This window comes from Segatella bryantii (assembly GCF_022024215.1).
GTDB classification, from domain to species: domain Bacteria; phylum Bacteroidota; class Bacteroidia; order Bacteroidales; family Bacteroidaceae; genus Prevotella; species Prevotella bryantii.
Window position 1 is genome coordinate 2,126,937 of the sequence record NZ_CP091798.1, and the last position, 18,064, is coordinate 2,145,000.

Annotated in this window: 14 protein-coding genes (1 of these 14 running past the window's edge); 5 read left to right on the forward strand and 9 right to left on the reverse strand. The window is 37.3% G+C overall.

What is annotated here, in order from left to right:
• Positions 1-46: 46 nt before the first annotated feature.
• Genes L6471_RS13115 through L6471_RS13125 form a run of 3 tightly spaced genes read left to right on the forward strand, consistent with a single transcriptional unit; the run spans position 47 to position 2,636 of the window.
• The gene (locus tag L6471_RS13115; RefSeq protein ID WP_237797431.1) at positions 47-892 is read left to right on the forward strand and encodes a DUF3737 family protein; all 846 of its coding nucleotides are present in this window, start codon (positions 47-49) and stop codon (positions 890-892) included.
• Between the two features lie 5 nt (positions 893-897).
• Positions 898-2,055: a MalY/PatB family protein gene (locus L6471_RS13120; protein WP_237797432.1), complete on the forward strand. Its 1,158-nt coding sequence runs from the start codon at positions 898-900 to the stop codon at positions 2,053-2,055.
• Positions 2,056-2,111: 56 nt separating this feature from the next.
• Positions 2,112-2,636, forward strand: coding sequence for a nitroreductase family protein (locus L6471_RS13125; protein WP_006281533.1), 525 nt, complete (start codon positions 2,112-2,114; stop codon positions 2,634-2,636).
• Between the two features lie 53 nt (positions 2,637-2,689).
• Here L6471_RS13125 and L6471_RS13130 read toward each other — a convergent pair whose 3' ends face one another.
• Together L6471_RS13130 and gltX are read right to left on the reverse strand one after the other, a co-directional pair.
• Positions 2,690-3,922 (reverse strand): 3-deoxy-D-manno-octulosonic acid transferase, encoded by a 1,233-nt coding sequence (locus L6471_RS13130; protein ID WP_006281534.1) that lies wholly within the window; start codon positions 3,920-3,922, stop codon positions 2,690-2,692.
• Between the two features lie 28 nt (positions 3,923-3,950).
• Positions 3,951-5,468 carry a glutamate--tRNA ligase gene (gene gltX / locus L6471_RS13135; RefSeq protein WP_237797433.1) on the reverse strand — a complete coding sequence of 506 codons (1,518 nt, stop codon included), beginning with the start codon at positions 5,466-5,468 and terminating at the stop codon, positions 3,951-3,953.
• A 110-nt stretch (positions 5,469-5,578) separates the two neighbouring features.
• Between gltX and L6471_RS13140 the strand changes: the two genes are divergently transcribed.
• Both L6471_RS13140 and L6471_RS13145 read left to right on the forward strand, forming a co-directional pair.
• The gene (locus L6471_RS13140) at positions 5,579-7,648 is read left to right on the forward strand and encodes an HD family phosphohydrolase (protein ID WP_237797434.1); all 2,070 of its coding nucleotides are present in this window, start codon (positions 5,579-5,581) and stop codon (positions 7,646-7,648) included.
• A gap of 159 nt (positions 7,649-7,807) precedes the next feature.
• On the forward strand, positions 7,808-9,367 hold the full coding sequence (locus L6471_RS13145) for an OmpP1/FadL family transporter (RefSeq protein WP_237797435.1): 1,560 nt from the start codon (positions 7,808-7,810) through the stop codon (positions 9,365-9,367).
• Positions 9,368-9,397: 30 nt separating this feature from the next.
• Here the strand turns inward: L6471_RS13145 and priA are convergent, their stop codons facing one another.
• From priA to L6471_RS13180, 7 genes are all read right to left on the reverse strand, one after another.
• On the reverse strand, positions 9,398-11,668 hold the full coding sequence (priA, locus tag L6471_RS13150) for a replication restart helicase PriA (protein WP_237797436.1): 2,271 nt from the start codon (positions 11,666-11,668) through the stop codon (positions 9,398-9,400).
• 75 nt (positions 11,669-11,743) lie between these two features.
• A complete protein-coding gene (locus L6471_RS13155) occupies positions 11,744-12,364 on the reverse strand; it encodes a porin family protein (RefSeq protein ID WP_027453370.1) in 621 nt (206 codons plus the stop codon).
• A gap of 29 nt (positions 12,365-12,393) precedes the next feature.
• Entirely contained in the window at positions 12,394-13,416 is a 1,023-nt protein-coding gene (gene porN / locus L6471_RS13160; protein ID WP_237797740.1) for a type IX secretion system ring subunit PorN/GldN, read from the reverse strand.
• 20 nt (positions 13,417-13,436) lie between these two features.
• Positions 13,437-14,993, reverse strand: a complete 1,557-nt coding sequence (gene porM / locus L6471_RS13165; protein WP_006281541.1) for a type IX secretion system motor protein PorM/GldM — start codon at positions 14,991-14,993, stop codon at positions 13,437-13,439.
• Positions 14,994-15,021: 28 nt separating this feature from the next.
• Positions 15,022-15,837: a type IX secretion system motor protein PorL/GldL gene (porL, locus tag L6471_RS13170; RefSeq protein ID WP_237797437.1), complete on the reverse strand. Its 816-nt coding sequence runs from the start codon at positions 15,835-15,837 to the stop codon at positions 15,022-15,024.
• The gene (porK, locus tag L6471_RS13175) at positions 15,837-17,288 is read right to left on the reverse strand and encodes a T9SS ring complex lipoprotein PorK/GldK (RefSeq protein WP_237797438.1); all 1,452 of its coding nucleotides are present in this window, start codon (positions 17,286-17,288) and stop codon (positions 15,837-15,839) included. Before porK ends, porL begins: the two co-directional genes overlap by 1 nt.
• 27 nt (positions 17,289-17,315) lie before the next feature.
• A protein-coding gene (locus L6471_RS13180) for a PorP/SprF family type IX secretion system membrane protein (RefSeq protein WP_036858058.1) crosses the window boundary here: on the reverse strand, positions 17,316-18,064 show its 3' portion. 217 nt of this gene lie beyond the right edge of the window; the window shows 749 of its 966 coding nt (coding positions 218-966); the start codon falls outside the window, past its right edge — the gene reads right to left on this strand; the stop codon is at positions 17,316-17,318.

The window sequence follows — 18,064 nt, forward strand, 5'->3', positions numbered from 1 at the left end:
ATTTGCAACATAAATAAAAATAAGAAACAATAGGTATAAAAAAAAGATGGAAATTATAAAGAATAAAAGCTTTGGAGGTGAAAGACCTCTATTTAGATCACAAAATTTGAGACTTGAAAATATAACTATCACTGATGGAGAATCTGGCATAAAATGCTGTCAAAACCTAGAATGCAACAATTCTAAATTCTATGGAAAATATCCATGGTGGCATGTTAATAAAAGTCTTATCACCAATTGTTATTTTGCACCAGGCTCACGCTCTGCTATTTGGTACAGCAATGATATGACCATGAAAGATTGTATCATAGATGGTCCAAAATTTTTCAGAGAAATGAATAATCTGACCCTGGAAAATGTCAAAATCAATGATGCTGATGAAACATTTTGGAAAATTGATGGCCTGAAAATTAAAGATGTAGAACTTCATGAGGGCACATATCCATTTATGTTCTCAAAGAATATTTTTGTAGATGGTTTAATCAGTGATGCAAAATATGTATTTCAATATTGCGAAAATGTAGAAATACGCCATGCTAAGATAACTACGAAAGATAGTTTTTGGGAATGCAACAATGTTACCATTTACGATTCTGAACTGAACGGAGAATACCTTGCATGGCATTCTACTAACGTAAAACTGGTACGTTGCCATATCTCAGGCGAACAGCCACTCTGTTATATGGACAATGTGATACTTGAAGACTGCACCTTTGATCAGGAGTGTGACCGAGCTTTCGAAGAATGTAGTAATATCAACGCATCAATAAAAGGAAGAATTACAAATATCAAAAATCCTATTTCTGGAAAAATTGTCGCAGACGAAATCGGCTCTGTAACAATTAATGAATATGTTAAGGCTCCTAACAACTGTGAAATCACTGAAAGATAAAGTTCATGAAATACAACTTTGATAAAATTATTAATAGAAGAGGAACCAACTCATATAAATGGGATATCATATCTGAGGATAATGTTATCCCTATGTGGGTTGCTGATATGGATTTTGCAACTGCACCAGCCATCATTGAAGCACTGCAAAAACGTGTAAGCCATGGCATCTTTGGATATACACTAGTACCAGATTCGTACTATCAATCTATCACCAATTGGTTCAGAACACGACACAATTGGAATATACAAAAAGATTGGATTATTTATACATCAGGGGTTATACCTGCCATTAGCTGTAGTATAAAAGCCCTGACGACACCTGGAGAGAAAGTACTAGTACAGACCCCTGTCTATAACTGCTTTTATTCAAGCATTAAAAACCAAGGCTGTGAAGTACTTGAGAACAAACTCATACGTGAAGGAAATACATATATTATTGATTTTGACGACTTTGAAAAAAAATGTTCTGACGAGAAAACAACCGTATTTCTACTATGCAATCCTCACAACCCTGCAGGAAGAGTATGGAGTAAAGATGAATTAGAAAAATTAAATACAATCTGTTTACGCCATGGTGTTAAAGTTATCAGCGATGAAATTCATGGTGAACTCATTATGCCAGGATATACCTTTATCCCTTTTGCTTCTGTATCCGAAGCATGTGCAGAAAACAGTATCATATTAAACTCACCTACCAAGGCTTTCAACATAGCAGGACTACAAATCGCCAATATCATATGTAAAGATTCTGAGCGAAGAAGAAAAATTGATAGATATATCAATATTTACGAAGTCTGTGATGTCAACCCGTTTGGTGTTCTAGCGCTAGAGGCTGCTTACGATAACAGTGCAGACTGGCTTGACCAACTAATTTTGTATATTGCAGACAACTATAAATATTTGGTTGACTTCTTTAAGCAAAAACTTCCAAATATTGAAGTACTAAAGTTAGAAGGCACATATTTAGCTTGGATAGATATTACAGCTACCAACCTTTCTTCTGAAGAAGCCTACAACAAACTATTACAAGGTAAAGTAATGCTTAACAACGGTACTCTTTATGGAGAAACTTCTGGTGAAGGATATTTAAGATTGAATTTGGCCTGCCCTAGACAAACATTAAAAGAAGGATTAGAAAGAATTGTATCAGCATTAAAATAGTATTTTTTCTTTTATTTTACTATATTTGCAATCAGAAATATACTAAACACGAAAATATGAACAACGAAGTATTAAAAGCTATTAAAGAGAGAAGAAGTATTCGTAGGTTTAAACCAGAACAAGTAACAGACGAAGAACTTCAAACTGTTTTAGAAGCCGGAACATGGGCTGCAACAGGACATGGAACACAAGCACCATGGATCGTGGCTGTTCAGAATGAACAACAAAAGGAGCAACTCATCAGAATGAATGCCACCGTTATGGGAGTAACTTCAAACCCATATTACGATGCTCCTACCATTGTTCTTGTTTTCGCACCTCTAGATAATGTTAACAATTTCCGTGATGGAAGTTTAGTTCTTGGCAATATGATGTTGGCTGCTCATTCTATAGGGTTAGCATCTTGCTGGATAAATCGAGAAGATAGTATGTTTGCTACAGATGAAGGCAAAGAACTTATGAAGACATGGAACCTTCCCGACGGACTTGTTGGCATCGGAGCCTTAGCTTTAGGCTATGCTTCCAGCCATCCAAATACAGTAAAACCAAGAAAAGAAAATTATTACCGAATTATCAAATAAAAAACACCGAATTTCTAAATGAAATTCGGTGTTTTTTATATCAACGCTGTACACTACAACTGAATACTATTCATAATAATATCCGTTGCACCTGTCAACTTCTTTACATAATTACCAGCTTGGCTACCTGCACGTAAAATAGCCTTCTGATCTTGAATAAATCCAGTCATAATTTGATTAAAATCACTAGCATTAGTAATTTCAAATCCCCCCTTGTCCCTTAATAGTCCCTGAGCCTCTTGGAACTTTTTATTATTAGGACCAAATATAACCGGAATATCCCATACACCTGCCTCTAATGTATTATGGATACCAACACCAAAGCCACCTCCTACATATGAAACATCTCCATATCTATAAATACTGCTCAAAAGACCAAAACAGTCGATGATTAGACAATCAGCCTCTGCAGCCTGTTCTTTAGAAGTTTGAGTATATCGTACAGATTTTCCCTGCAATTTACTTTCAATCTGCGCCAAATGATTCTCACTAATCACATGAGGAGCAATAATCATTTTCCAATCCTTATGGTTATTAAAGAAAGGAATAAAAATATCCTCATCAGGTTGCCAAGAAGAACCAGCTATAAAGACCTTAGACCGCATCGGATCACCGGAATGAACAAAAGCCTCAACAATAGGCAATTGCTTTGCAGCTTCTTTTATCTGTAAGACACGATCAAATCTTGTATCACCTACAATATCGACATTATTCAGTCCTATACCAGCCAACAACCGCTTGCTTTCTTCATTTTGCACAAAGAAATGTGTAAAACACTTCAAGACTCTTCCATATTGACGCCCATACCACTTAAAGAAAATCTGATCAGGACGAAAAATGCTACATATACTGTAAGTAGGAATATTTCGATGATGAAGTATATGCAAGAAATTATACCAAAACTCATACTTGATGAAAAAAGCCATAACAGGACGAACCAGACGCAAAAAACGAATTGCATTGGTCGGTGTATCTATAGGCATATAGCAAATGATATCCGCCCCTTTATAATCTTTTCTCACCTCATATCCTGAAGGCGAATAGAAAGTAAGTAATATCTTATACTCAGGATAATTTTGGCGTACACGCTCCATCAAAGGACGACCTTGTTCAAATTCGCCCAAAGATGCAGCATGAAACCAAATGTATCGTGCATTGGGATCTACCTTCTCCCGTAGAATCTCAAAAGAGTGACGCTCACCACGCCACATCTTTCTTACTTTTTTACTGAACAGACTTGCTATTGCAACGCCCAGCTCTAACAAATAGGTAAAAAGAATATACACGACTTTCTATTTTTCAATGAATATTCAATTAGTGCAACACTTCTATTGCTCTACGAAGACGCTTAAGTGTTTCTTCTTTTCCAAGGAAGGCTGTAATATCGAACATACCAGGTCCTTTACCAATACCTACCAAAGTTAAACGGAAAGCATTCATAACATCACCTAGCTTATATCCTTTTTCTTCAACCCACTTCATGACAACAGCTTCCTGACCTTCAACAGAGAAATCATCGATTCCTTCGATAACTTCAGCAAGTTCGGTCATCTGCTGTGCAGAGTATTCCTTCCAACGTTTCTTCACAGTCTTCTCGTCATACTCAGTTGGAGCAATAAAGAAGAAAGAACACAATGGCCAAAGTTCCTTAACAAAATCAACTCGATCTTTCATCATGTGAACAACAGCTGTAACCTGTTCCATAGAAGCATCAACACCATTATTAGCTACGATAGGAGCAAATAACTGTGCAATTTCCTCATCACTCTTACGAAGAATATATTCATGATTAAACCAAATGCCCTTTTTGTAGTCATATTTAGCACCACTCTTTGAGCATTTTGATATATCGAATGCTTGAACAAGCTCGTCAAGAGAGAATAATTCCTGCTCTGTACCAGGGTTCCAGCCCAACAGAGCTAAGAAATTAACAACAGCCTCTGGGAAATATCCACTTTCACGATAACCAGAAGATACTTCCTCTGTCTTTGGATCATGCCACTCCAACGGGAACACAGGGAAACCAAGACGATCACCATCTCTCTTACTCAATTTTCCCTTACCCTCAGGTTTTAACAACAGTGGAAGGTGAGCAAAACGAGGCATAGTGTCTTCCCAACCAAAAGCCTTATATAGCAAGACATGAAGAGGTGCACTAGGCAGCCATTCTTCACCACGTATCACATGAGTGATTTCCATCAAATGGTCATCAACAATATTAGCTAGATGATAAGTTGGAAGTTCATCTGCACTCTTATAAAGCACTTTATCATCCAAGATATCACTCTTGATACACACATCACCACGAATCATATCGTTAACATGAACCTCTTCTCCTGGTTCAATTTTAAAGCGAACTGTGTATTGTGCACCATCGGCCAAGAGTTTCTCTACTTCCTCCTTTGGCAAAGCAAGAGAGTTACGCATTTCCATACGAGTATGTGCATCATATTGGAAATTGCTTACTGCTTCACGCTTAGCATTAAGTTCTTCTGGAGTATCAAACGCATAGTATGCCTTACCATTATCCAATAATTGCTTTACATACTTTTTATAAATATCACGACGCTCACTTTGGCGATAAGGACCATAGTTTCCTCCGAAACTAACACCTTCGTCAAACTTTATGCCGAGCCATTTAAAAGATTCAATGATATACTCCTCTGCACCCGGTACAAAACGATGCGAATCAGTATCCTCAATTCTGAATACCAGTTCACCACCATGCTGGCGCGCAAAGAGATAATTATACAAGGCGGTACGAACACCACCAATATGCAAAGCCCCTGTAGGGCTAGGTGCGAAACGCACTCTAACTTTTCTTTCTGCCATCCTAAAAAATATAGCTTAAGATATAATTTTTGTGCAAATTTACATATTTTTTTGCATTATAGCCCAATTTTTTCGTATTTTCGCAATATCAAAAAATAAAAACACTGCAAATGAGCGCATTCAAAAGAAAAGAAGAACACTATTGGCGTAATTTTTTCACACGTATCGGTCTTGTCTTTGGTACGGTTTTTATTATCGTGTGGTTTTTGCCACGTGAAGAAGGACAACGTTTTCACTACGATATCAATAAACCATGGATGTATGGCTCATTCATAGCCAAATTTGACTTTCCTATTTATAAGACCGATGAGACCATTCGTCAGGAACGTGATTCTATGCTCAAACTATTTCAGCCATATTATAGATATGACGTTTCAGTAGAAAAAAAAGAAATAGAAAAATTTAATTCAGATTTCAAGGAAGGAATCCCGGGCCTATCTCCAGAATACAAAGCTACGATTATCAATCGCTTACATCAATTGTATGCGGCGGGTATCATGTATACACCGGAATATAATACTATTTATAAGGATACCACAAGCATGATACGAGTGGTCTATGGGAAAAAAGCACAAAGTGTACAACTGAACTGCTTCTACTCTACTATGGGTGCATATGAAAAACTATTCAAAGACTCTATTCTTGGGAAACAGAAGCTGATTTTGCAGAGATGTAATTTGAATGACTACATTGAGCCAAACTTAATCTATGAAAAGAACAGGACAGAATCGGAAAGAAACGATATGTTAAGTAGTATACCACTAGCAAGCGGAATGGTATTAAGTGGCCAAAAGATTATAGACCAAGGAGAAATTATCGACGAATATACTTACCGCGTCCTCAATTCTTTCGAGAAGGAGATGAAGCGAAGAGAGTCAACACAAATAGAGATTACCACAACATACATGGGGCAAACACTGTATGTCTTCATACTTGTTTTATTATTCTCTATCTACATGGTTTTGTTCAGGAAGGATTACTTTGAAAAAAACAGAAACATAGCCATGATCTATGCGATGATAACAATCTTCCCTATATTCGTATCTCTCATTATGAAGCATAGCATCTTTAACGTATATATCATTCCTTTCGCTATGGGTGCCATCTTTATACGTGTCTTTATGGACTCAAGAACAGCATTTGTAGCTCATGCCATTATGATTCTCATAAGTGCAGTAGCAGTAAAATATCAGTATGAATTTGTTGCTGTTCAATTAGTATCTGGCCTTATTGCTATCTATTCACTTCGGGATCTTTCCAGAAGAGCACAAGTATTTAAGACTGCGATATATGTAACACTGGCTAGTTCAGCTATTTACTTGGCCTTACAACTTATACAAACCAATAGTTTGAGCGAACTTGATAGAAATATGTATAAGTATTTTGCCATAAATGGTATATTCCTGCTACTTGCATATCCGCTTATGTTCTTAATAGAAAAGACATTCGGATTTATCTCAAATGTCACCTTGTTTGAATTATCAAATACCAATAAAGGGGTTCTTCGCGATTTGAGTGAGATTGCACCTGGAACATTCCAGCATAGCATTACCGTGGGTAACTTAGCTGCAGAGATTGCAAACCGTATCGGAGCCAACAGCTTGCTCGTCAGAACAGGAGCATTATATCATGATATCGGTAAAATGAATAATCCTGTTTTCTTCACAGAAAACCAAGCTGGTGTAAATCCACATGACAACATTCCTTATCAAGAAAGTGCACGTATCATCATCAGCCATGTAACAGATGGCTTAAAACTTGCAGAGAAATACGGTTTACCAAGTATTATTAAGAGTTTTATCACTACGCATCATGGAACAGGACTTACCAAATATTTCTATATCAAATATAAAAACGAGCATCCTGATGAAGAAATAGACCAAACTATATTCCAATACCCAGGTCCTAATCCTTTCACTCGAGAACAGGCTATATTAATGATTGCAGATACTGTAGAAGCTGCTTCACGCTCTTTATCAGAATACACAGAAGAAAGCATTAGCAATCTTGTAAATAAATTAATTGATGGTCAATTAGCAGATGGTTTCTTTAAAGAATGTCCGATTACTTTCCGCGATATTTATCTTGCCAAAAACGTACTGATAGACCGTCTCAAGGCCATTTATCACACAAGAATCCAATATCCAGAACTCAAAAAAGCTCAGAATACAAGAGCATAAGATTATCACATAAATTCACAAAAGAATCTTGCACAATTGTTATAGTTTGTGCAAGATTCTTTTCGTATATTGTTAACATACTTTAAATAGGATTGGCAAATTAGGTAAAATCGAACAACATAAGTAACTTTGCGACCAATTTGTTATAGATATTTTAAGATGAATAAAATGAAATTGGCATTTACTGCTATCAGTATAGCAGCATGTTCTCCTGCTTTTGCTGGTGGATTACTTACTAACACCAACCAGCATATAGCATTTAATCGTATGATGAGCCGTGAGGCTTCTATAGGCATTGATGGTGTATATTATAATCCAGCCGGTGTAGCATTTATGGATGATGGTACATATTTTTCTATCAACTGGCAGACCGTAGCACAGACCAGAACCATAGAGAATGAGTACGCATTATTTAATAATAATACCAATAACCCTACGGCACAACGTCAATTTAAGGGAAAAGCATTTGCTCCTGTACTCCCTTCATTCCAGTTTGCATATAACAAAAACAATCTTTCATTACAAGCTAACTTTGCAGTAGCCGGTGGTGGTGGTAAATGTAAATTCGATGATGGCTTAGGAAGTTTTGAAAAGATCGTTTCTGAAACTGCCATGGGGGCAGTTGGACTAGCTAATGCTATTGACGGCACTATTAATCAAGCACTGCAAACAACAGGAATGCAAATTTTTACGAACGATGCAATGTTTGGCACAAAAGGCACATACAGTTTCAACAGTTATATGCGTGGTCGCCAATATTATTTTGGACTTTCTGTTGGTGCAGCTTATAAGCTGAATTCTAATTGGAGTGTATACGGAGGTCTTCGCACTGTTTATGCATCCTGCAACTACTATGGATACGTAAAAGATATAAAAGTTGGTAATATGCCACTATATCAAGTATTAGATCCGACCAAATCAAATTCAGCAGATATTGAATTGAATTGTGATCAAAATGGTTGGGGATTTACACCAATTATTGCTATTGACTACAAACTCCGTCATTGGAATTTTAGTGCTAAATATGAGTTTAAAACTCGCATGCGACTTAAAAATGAGTCGGTTAACAGAACTCCAAGTATTGGTAATTTACCGGCAAACCTAGCCTCAGCGTTCTCTGCAAATGGTTTCGATGAAAATACAAGTGCAGCAATATTAAATAGTAAGAACGTAACAGATGCCATGGTAAGTTTAAAGACTCAGTTTGACCAAAAGCTGGATGAAGCCATCGGTGAATATGCAGATGGCAAGAGCATAGCATGCGATATTCCGGCATTATTAACCCTGGGTGTAGGCTACAGCCCTATAGATCCATTGCGCATCAATATTGGTTACCATTATTTTTGGGATAAGCAAGCTACTGCATATAACAATAAAAACGAGAAACTTTCTCGTGGAACAATTGAGTTAAATGCAGGTGTCGAATATGATGCTAGTAAACTTGTTACAGTAAGTGCAGGTTGGCAAAATACAAACTACGGCCTCACACAAGAATATATGGAAGACAAATCGTTTGTTACCAGTTCTAATTCCATTGGTGCAGGTGTTTGCCTTCATCTTACAAATAAATTAGATTTGAATCTGGCTTACTTCACAACACTCTATGGTCATGAGAAGACTAGTGAAGAATCGACTTTGGGTACAACTAAATTATCATATAATTCTGATTACACCCGTACCAACCATGTATTCGGTGTTGGTGTCGACTTCAAATTCTAATCCATACCCGAAACTGCAACGATAAGATTTTTATAGCGGATCTACATCATAAAAGATCTGCAAAGCTCCGTAACGCGAGTCCTTCAACATGTGCTCTTGAGCAAACCGAAGGTACTCGCGTACTTTATTAAGATGAATACCATTCTCGAGTTTTAATACGATTTTACGGATATTCATATCCTTAATTCTAGATATAGAAGGTTTATCTGGACCTAACACACGCTCACCAAACCACTGTTTGAGCGTATATCCCATCTCCTGTCCAGCCATTTCTACAACATTATCTTTCTTATGTTTCATATACACATAAATTAAATGATAAAATGGTGGATAATGAAACATTTGTCGCTCAGATAAAAGACCTTTAAAAAAGGAAGTATAGTCATGATGCACAACTTGCTGTATAATCGGCAGATCTGTATTTCTGGTTTGTAAAATCACCAATCCTTGTTTTCCTTTTCTTCCTGCTCTACCACTAACTTGAGACATCATCATAAAAGCATGTTCATAAGCACGAAAATCAGGATAATTAAGCATACTATCTGCATCTAATATACCGACCACACTGACCCGGTCAAAGTCCAGTCCTTTACTAATCATTTGGGTACCTATAAGCAGATTGGTTCTTCCAGCAGAAAAATCACCTATTAAGCGTTCATATGCATTTCGAGTACGCGTAGTATCAAGATCCATACGGGCAACCTTAGCTTCCGGAAATATTTCACGGATATAGTCTTCTATTTTCTCTGTACCATATCCTCTACCTTTTATCTCTGTACTTCCACAGTTTGGACATTCAGATGGTACAGGATAAGTAGAACCACAGTAATGACATGTCAACAAATTCAGATTCTTGTGCAATGTTAAAGACACATCACAGTTCAAGCATTTAGGAACCCATCCACATACCTTACATTCTATCATCGGAGCAAATCCTCTTCGATTTTGAAAGAGAATAGCCTGCTGTCCTGACTGCAATGCGGCTCTTACAGCCGCTAACAGTTGAGGAGAAAAAGGACCATTCATCATCTTACGGTGACGCAAATCTTTAATATCTACTACCTGTATTTTTGGCAATTGTATACCTTGAAAACGTGTTTTAAGCTCCACAAAACCATATTTACCATGAACAGCATTATAGTAACTTTCCATGGAAGGAGTAGCTGTTCCCAATAAAGTTTTAGCTCCACACCGCTTTGCCAGCACTACTGCCACACTGCGAGCATGGTAGCGAGGAGCAGGGTCTTGTTGCTTAAAAGAACTTTCATGCTCCTCGTCAACAATAATCAAACCTAGACGCTGAAATGGCAGAAAGACTGCACTTCGTGCACCCAATATAACGTCATATGGATGTTCAGACAGTTGCTTTTTCCATATTTCCACTCGCTCATCATCACTGTATTTAGAATGATAAATACCCAATTTATTGCCAAAAATCTTTTTCAAACGTTCCATAATCTGCACAGTTAATGCGATTTCTGGAAGAAGATATAACACTTGTTTGTGTTCATTAATAGCTTTTTGGATGAGATGAATATACAATTCCGTCTTACCACTTGACGTTACGCCATGTAAAAGTACGACATCCTTCTGTTCAAATTGCTGAAGTACTTGATGATAGGCTGTTTGCTGAGCATCGCTCAATTGCTTTAATGGTAATAAAGCAGATGAATAAGAAGTATTTAGTCGACCAACTTCCTTTTCATAAATACACAGAATTCCTCTATCACATAAAGCTTTAACAACAGCAGAAGTACAAGGACAAGCATTCATCAATTCTTCACGCGTAATCTCTTTAATCGGTTCACGCGGCTGATCACCTTCTAAAGAATCCCAATGACTCAAGGCTAAAAATTCGATAAAGGCTTTTTGTTGCTTAAAAGCACGAGATAATGTATGCAAAGCTATATGTAGCGTTTCTTCATGTTGATAGTTTTCGGCCAGTCCCACATAAGTTTCCATTTTAGGTTTATACTTATCCAGGCTTTTCAAGCCACCAGGAATCGCTGCGGTATAAACATCGCCTATCGGTGACATATAATATGAAGATATCCATTGCCAAAGATCTAACTGTTCTGGATACAATATTGGCTGATCATCTAAAATATCAAGTATTGGACGTACCTTAAATGATGGATCATCATGATGCAAACGAGAAGCTATAGCAATATACTTTTTACTTTTCCCCAATGGCACCAAAACACGCTGACCTACGGCTATCCTATCCATCATTTCTTCTGGAATACCATAGGTAAAAAGCCCCTCTAGAGGAAGTGGTAAAATAACATCAACATACTTCATAATGAACAAAGGTAAACAAAAAAATGCAGACAACGAAGAGGTTGTCTGCATTTTATATGAGGATGCTTATAATTCCTAGAATAAATAAGCAGCACCAATCTGCCAAGTATTATTACGACTATTATAACTCTTGGTTGCATTAGATACAGCATCCCACACATCCAAATTAGCAGATTTGCCACAAGCAATATTATAGTTAGCTGTCAATTGAATATGACTCAACACAGTTGCTCCAATACCAACATTAATACTAAATGTTGACTTCTTCAAAGAATAGCTATCTGTGCTATTCCATTTAAATTCAGAATCGCCGACATTAATAGCCCACTGAGGACCAGCAAAGAGGAATATATTAGCTGCATCACCTAGGCCTACACCATAACGCACATTTACAGGAATCAATATAGACTGTTGCTTGATAGACTCAGAAGATGCCGCTGATTCGTTCGCTACTTTTGAAGTTCGGTTATCATACAAAGCTGCAGCATCAACACCTAAACCTATAATAGGAAGCGTGAACTTAACCATTGGACCTACAAAGAAGCCTGCTCTATTAGAAGCTTTAAAAACTTCTTCACTATTCAAGCTCATACTCGTAGCATCGATACCAGCCTTTATACCAAACTTAGTCTGAGCATTTACTGAAGTTGCCATCAAACACATGACAACCAACAATGCAGAAAATAATTTTTTCATTATACCTTATCTTTAAATAAAAACTTACACTAATGACGCTGTCTACGGACAGTTACACGAGCACTACTTCCAGTAGAAGATTCTCCGCGAGAACGCTTTGATGAAGAATTAACTTTATCTCTTCTATTTTTAGACTTGGCCACCTTATTCTTTTTCACATCTACACGTGACTTAGCAATGCTATCTAGAGAATCTTTCTTAGCTTGATCTCCCCAAATATTCTTTTCAAAAGCCACAAGCTCTGCTTCGATACGCTTTTGCTCTTTTGTCAAAGCAGAATCTGTATTGCAATACTGAGCCAGAGTCTTGCCCAACATATTAGTGGTCTTATAAATCTTACCCCGATACTGATTCCTTGTAAAAAAATCATCAATGCTCATTGTGGCAGCATTATTCAGATTACTTGTCATAATCTGCTGCTTAGCGAGAAAAGGAGCTAGATCATCATATCTCACCCAAAACAAAGGATACTTCTGAGAGCCATCTCCAAAATCATCCTCACGCTGCATAATAGGACACAAAGCTAACACCTTAGTATGAAAAGTAGCAGATACCTGATCAAAATAAGCACTTTCCTTCACATAATATCCCTTAACCTCCTTAGATGGAATATCACTATCATCGATATGAATACCTCTATCCGTTCGCTCATAATAAATATGATAATTATCTAGAAAAGCTTTCGGATTCACCTTTGCTGCATCAATAAAAGACTCATTACCATCCAAACGATACTCATAAACATTAATATTACCCGTCATAAATAACTTAAAGATATAAGTAAACAGATTCATCTGATTACCTATTGACTCTGTTGGATAGTAAAGACCAGCATTAGGATCGAGCATCAAGTCGACTTCACGATAGATATCTCTACGCCAAACCACATTTTCTTCCATTGGAGCAGCTGTTGGGAAATCCAAACGAGCACGAGTCGTAATATTGTTTGCATTCGTCTGAGTTTTCTGCTGAGCTTGACGACGAGCTGTAGGCTGTGCCCAGACAGTCATCGATGTACATCCCATCAGAAATATGAATAAGAGTTTCTTCATTTTCATTTTAAATCTATTCATTATTTTACAATAATTTCCATTGCTGTAGGCAATTTACGAGTAATTCCATCTGGACCAATCGCCGTGATATGAGAAATATAGAAACGCTTGTTACGAGATAATTTTCTAAATGTATCTCTCTGCCGATCAGTAAAACTAGCACCTGCTGATGCCATTGGTATAGCATTTCCCATATTATCAAAAAATACAGTTTCAAAACTAACCACACGGAACGGGATATCCAGCAAGCCGTCATCTATAGCTGCATGGATACCACTAGCCCCCATCAAAGCAGCTTTTCCCATGCCACCACCTTTAAAGCGATCTGTACCCAAACTGATATACGCTGTAGGATCAGGTAATTTCCTTACATGAAAAATAAAAGAGCCTGCATTACGCATATTTTTACCATCACGACCAGAAATATGTAATGTAACATCTTTACCAACAGCAGTTGGTTTTACTATAAAATGTCCATTACCTCGAGATGATACTGAAGCCCCAGAAGCTGTAAGTGAAACCGCATTTTGCGGAATACCAGGCATACTAACACTTACTGGATTTTGGAAACCAGCATAGAGCACATTCATCAAATCGGCAGCAACAGTTGCTGTATTTGGCGCTGGTATAACACTATACTTCTGCAAAAAATTCCGTCGAAGCGTCTCACCATTAGCATTATGCATCAAAATATAACCACTAAACTGATGTTCGCCTACTCCACCTGCCGTAAAAGAGTAATCACCCTTAGCAGAACGTACTCGAGAACCATTCACATAGATTTCAGGTATCTGTGTTGTGTCTATAGCTGCCATTACGATATTAGCATTAAAACGCTCCCCTGGATAAAGAGTTGTTTTCTCTGGTATTACAAACGCATCAAGTTTATTAACACGGATATCTTTCAATCCAATATTAGCAACTAACGTATGAAGCACCTCACCCTCTGCATATCTCACATCACTTTGTAATTTCGATAGCAACGTAACAGCAGCAGCCACTGGCATATTCTCAAACATATATTCTTGCCAGTTTTTACCTAACGTATTTGCTTTCTTTGGTAAAGCGGTAGACAAATTACTGGCAATGATCTTTTTTTGTTCAGGATCGGCTATCATCTTTAAAATTTGCTCTCTATAACGATTTACCGCTTCATAGAGTTTTTTTCCTTTTCCTGAGCCAGGTGCCAACATAATAATACCGGCGGCCTCCAAATTATCTTTATTTTCAATATGATAAACATCACCCGACTCACCATCAGCCTCTCTTACTATTGCAACCTTCAATGATTGAGCAAAATTATAGAGAGAATCACTCATATTCTTTACAGTTGTAGCTTTTTCAAACCACTCCCGCACCTTCGCCGGATTTTTCTGCATTTGATCTTCAAAATCTTTATATAGCGATAGATTCTCTGAGGAAGAGTTAGCTGTTGTTCTATTCAGGCTTTCTTCGACAATAGAAAATCCATTTAGGACTTCTGTTGATATATTTAGAGCCAACATGGCCATCAAGACGACATACAACAAGTTTATCATCTTTTGGCGAGGTGTAACTCTTTTTTTCTTTATAGCCATAGTGTTTTAAAACTTAAAAAGGATAAGATCAGTCTTCATCTTTGATACGAGAAGCGCCTGCCGGACGAGCTACCTGCATATTTACAGTCATCGCCTCAATCATTCGAGCATAGATCTTATTCAGTTGCTCTATCTGCTCTGCCATCTTACGGCTCTGTTCATTGATTTGGTCAATAGTACCAATCTGCTGACTTGCACTTTTAAGTTGCATTTCATAAACCTTACTTATGCCTGTAAGTGTACGGTTAAGATTTTCCATTTCCTCACTATCACGTGTAAGACGAGTACTCTGCTCATTAACTTTACTTAAAGTATCTACAAGTTTCTTGAGTTCTTCTATATAATTATTCTGAGCATCTACTACCTCCGTATTTATTGGAGGAACAGAACCTAAATTATGAGAACCGTTTTCTATCTCTACCGCTGTTACGTTTGCAGCCTTAGAAGCATCATTCAATGAAACAGGAACAACCACCGTTTGGTTACCAGCTACACGAGATGCTCCATTACTTCTTGGAGTAGCAACAATATCATTATTATTTACACTTGCTTTATCATCATCATCCGTTGTTGCCTTAAAAGCATGAATAGCAAGATCCATACCCTCTTGAGTTTTATCAAAAGGACGATCAAAAGCTGAAATAAAGAACACGAGGACTTCGGTTCCCATACCCAAGAATAACATGACATTAGCTCCAGGAAGGTGAGTCAGTTTAAAGAGGGTACCAAGAATTACAATAGAAGCACCCCAACTGTAGGCATAGTTTAAGAATGTCTGTCCAGGTACACTATCCATCCACTTTTGCAGACGATAGACAATATTAAACTTACTATACTCTGTCATTATTTTCTCTTATTAGATTTTTGTTTTGTACTAGATGTTGTAGCCAGACTTCTCACACAACGGAAGCCAATATATGAACGTGGCTGATTTTGGTATTCCCAACTTCTCCATGCTGATCTGATAAACGATTCTGGATCTTTCCATGAACCACCTCTAACACTTTTTTTCTTGAGACGATATGGATCTTCTTTTGCAGCCTTATACTCTAGCTCTGGGTTCAAGTCATTCATAGCATCGACACCAGACTCTGTATACACAGTATTAGTCCACTCAGCCACATTACCTGCCATGTCATAAAGCCCATTAGAATTAGGAGAAAAAATTCCAACCTTACTTGTTATCAAGTTACCATCTTGAGTATAATTACCACGATCAGGTTTAAAATTAGCATAGAAACATCCACTACCATTTTTTACGTCTTGCTTTTCCCATGGAAACTCACTTCCATTCTTGCCTCTCGCAGCATATTCCCATTCTGCTTCTGTTGGAAGGCGATAACGCTGTACAAAACGGGCTTCGTTACCCAGTCCTTTTAATAAATAATCAGTTCTCCATGCACAAAAAGCATTAGCTTGTTCCCATGTCACACCCACTACAGGATAATCATTATAAGCAGGATTACTGAAATAACTTCTTAAATATACTTCATTATCAGAGTTTTTAAAATCATTAACCCACACTGTTGTATCAGGGTAGATATTCACGATATACGTATTCAAGAAATCCCAAGGACCAGAAAGAGGTCTATTAATCGTTTCACTTACGATTCTACCCTCATCATCAATATAAGCAGTATCTTTAGAAATCATAACCACTTCGCTTTCATCCACCGCAATATCTGTATTCAGATTACGTTCCTGTGGACGGATTCGATTTTTACGAAGAGCCGCTTTTGTATAGTCATAGATTTCATACTTATAATTCATCTGTCGCCAGTCTAACAATTTTTCACCTGTCACTGGGTTAACCGTATACAAACTCTCATAAGCCCGCTTTTCATCTTCATTTGGCTTACGAGGCAACGGCTTTTTCCAGTTCAAATGAGGAGTTATAGGATCACCATTCTTATCTTCTGTAATCATATAACTTTCATCACCACCATATGAAGGATCTGCAAGACGTGTTCTTAACAAAGAATCCTTGACATAATTAATAAATTGTTTATATTCTGAATTTGTGACCTCTGTTTCATCCATCCAAAAACCATCAACAGAAATATCCTTTACAGGAGTATTCTTTCCCCACAAAGAATCATTGTTCTCTAGGCCCATCCTAAGATGACCACGATTAACTTTAACCATGCCATAAGGAGTAGGTTCTACGAAATTCCTTCCACCTACGCCAACTACTTCACCTCCTCTTCCTGATACAGACGCAGAGCGAGCACCCAAACACCCTGATAAAGTTATCAGAGCAATGGAAGAGCAAAGGGCTAGTAATATTTTTTTCATAATTCGCTTTCTATTATATTCTAATTTCTATAGTATTCTTACGCTTTTATGAAGGTTTTTACCTTTCTTCATTAAGTTAATATCCGTTTGGTATCCAATACATAATTCATGACTTCCGTTACCAATGCTAATAGCTGAAGTATAGACTTCATAGCTATACCCTATAATAACACCATGAAAATTGCCACCTACCAAAACCGTAACAGAATTAGTCGGACTATAAGCTAAACCACCGTATAATAATTTCTTATCATGATTATAAACTAAACGTCCTGTTATATCTGCACGATAACTTACACCATCCGTACGAACCAAGACAGAAGGTTTTATTGTTAAAAACGGGTTTCTTAGTTTAATATTGTATCCTCCTGTCAAATAATAAGTTGGGTCAATCTTGAGTTCATTGATATTATTATCTGACGAAGAATAAGTTATTGTAGGAGCTGTAATATGCGTAATTGACAAACCTGCATACCAATTACCCTTGGAATAATACACACCAGCTGACAAATCCATACCATTACCAGTTACATCAGAGGTAGGAAGTGCATTATCAGTTCCCGATTCGGTATCATCCAAATCCAGTTCGCTTCCCTTAAAAGACTCACTGGCCATACCTGCTTGTAAGCCGATGCTTATTTGTCCCCCTAAAAGCCGATGCTTATAAGCATATTGCACACTAATCATCTGATGCTTCATTAAACCCAACTGGTCATTGATTAACTGTATACCAACCCCATGAAAATTCTTCATAAAATAAAGAGGCATATCTGCAG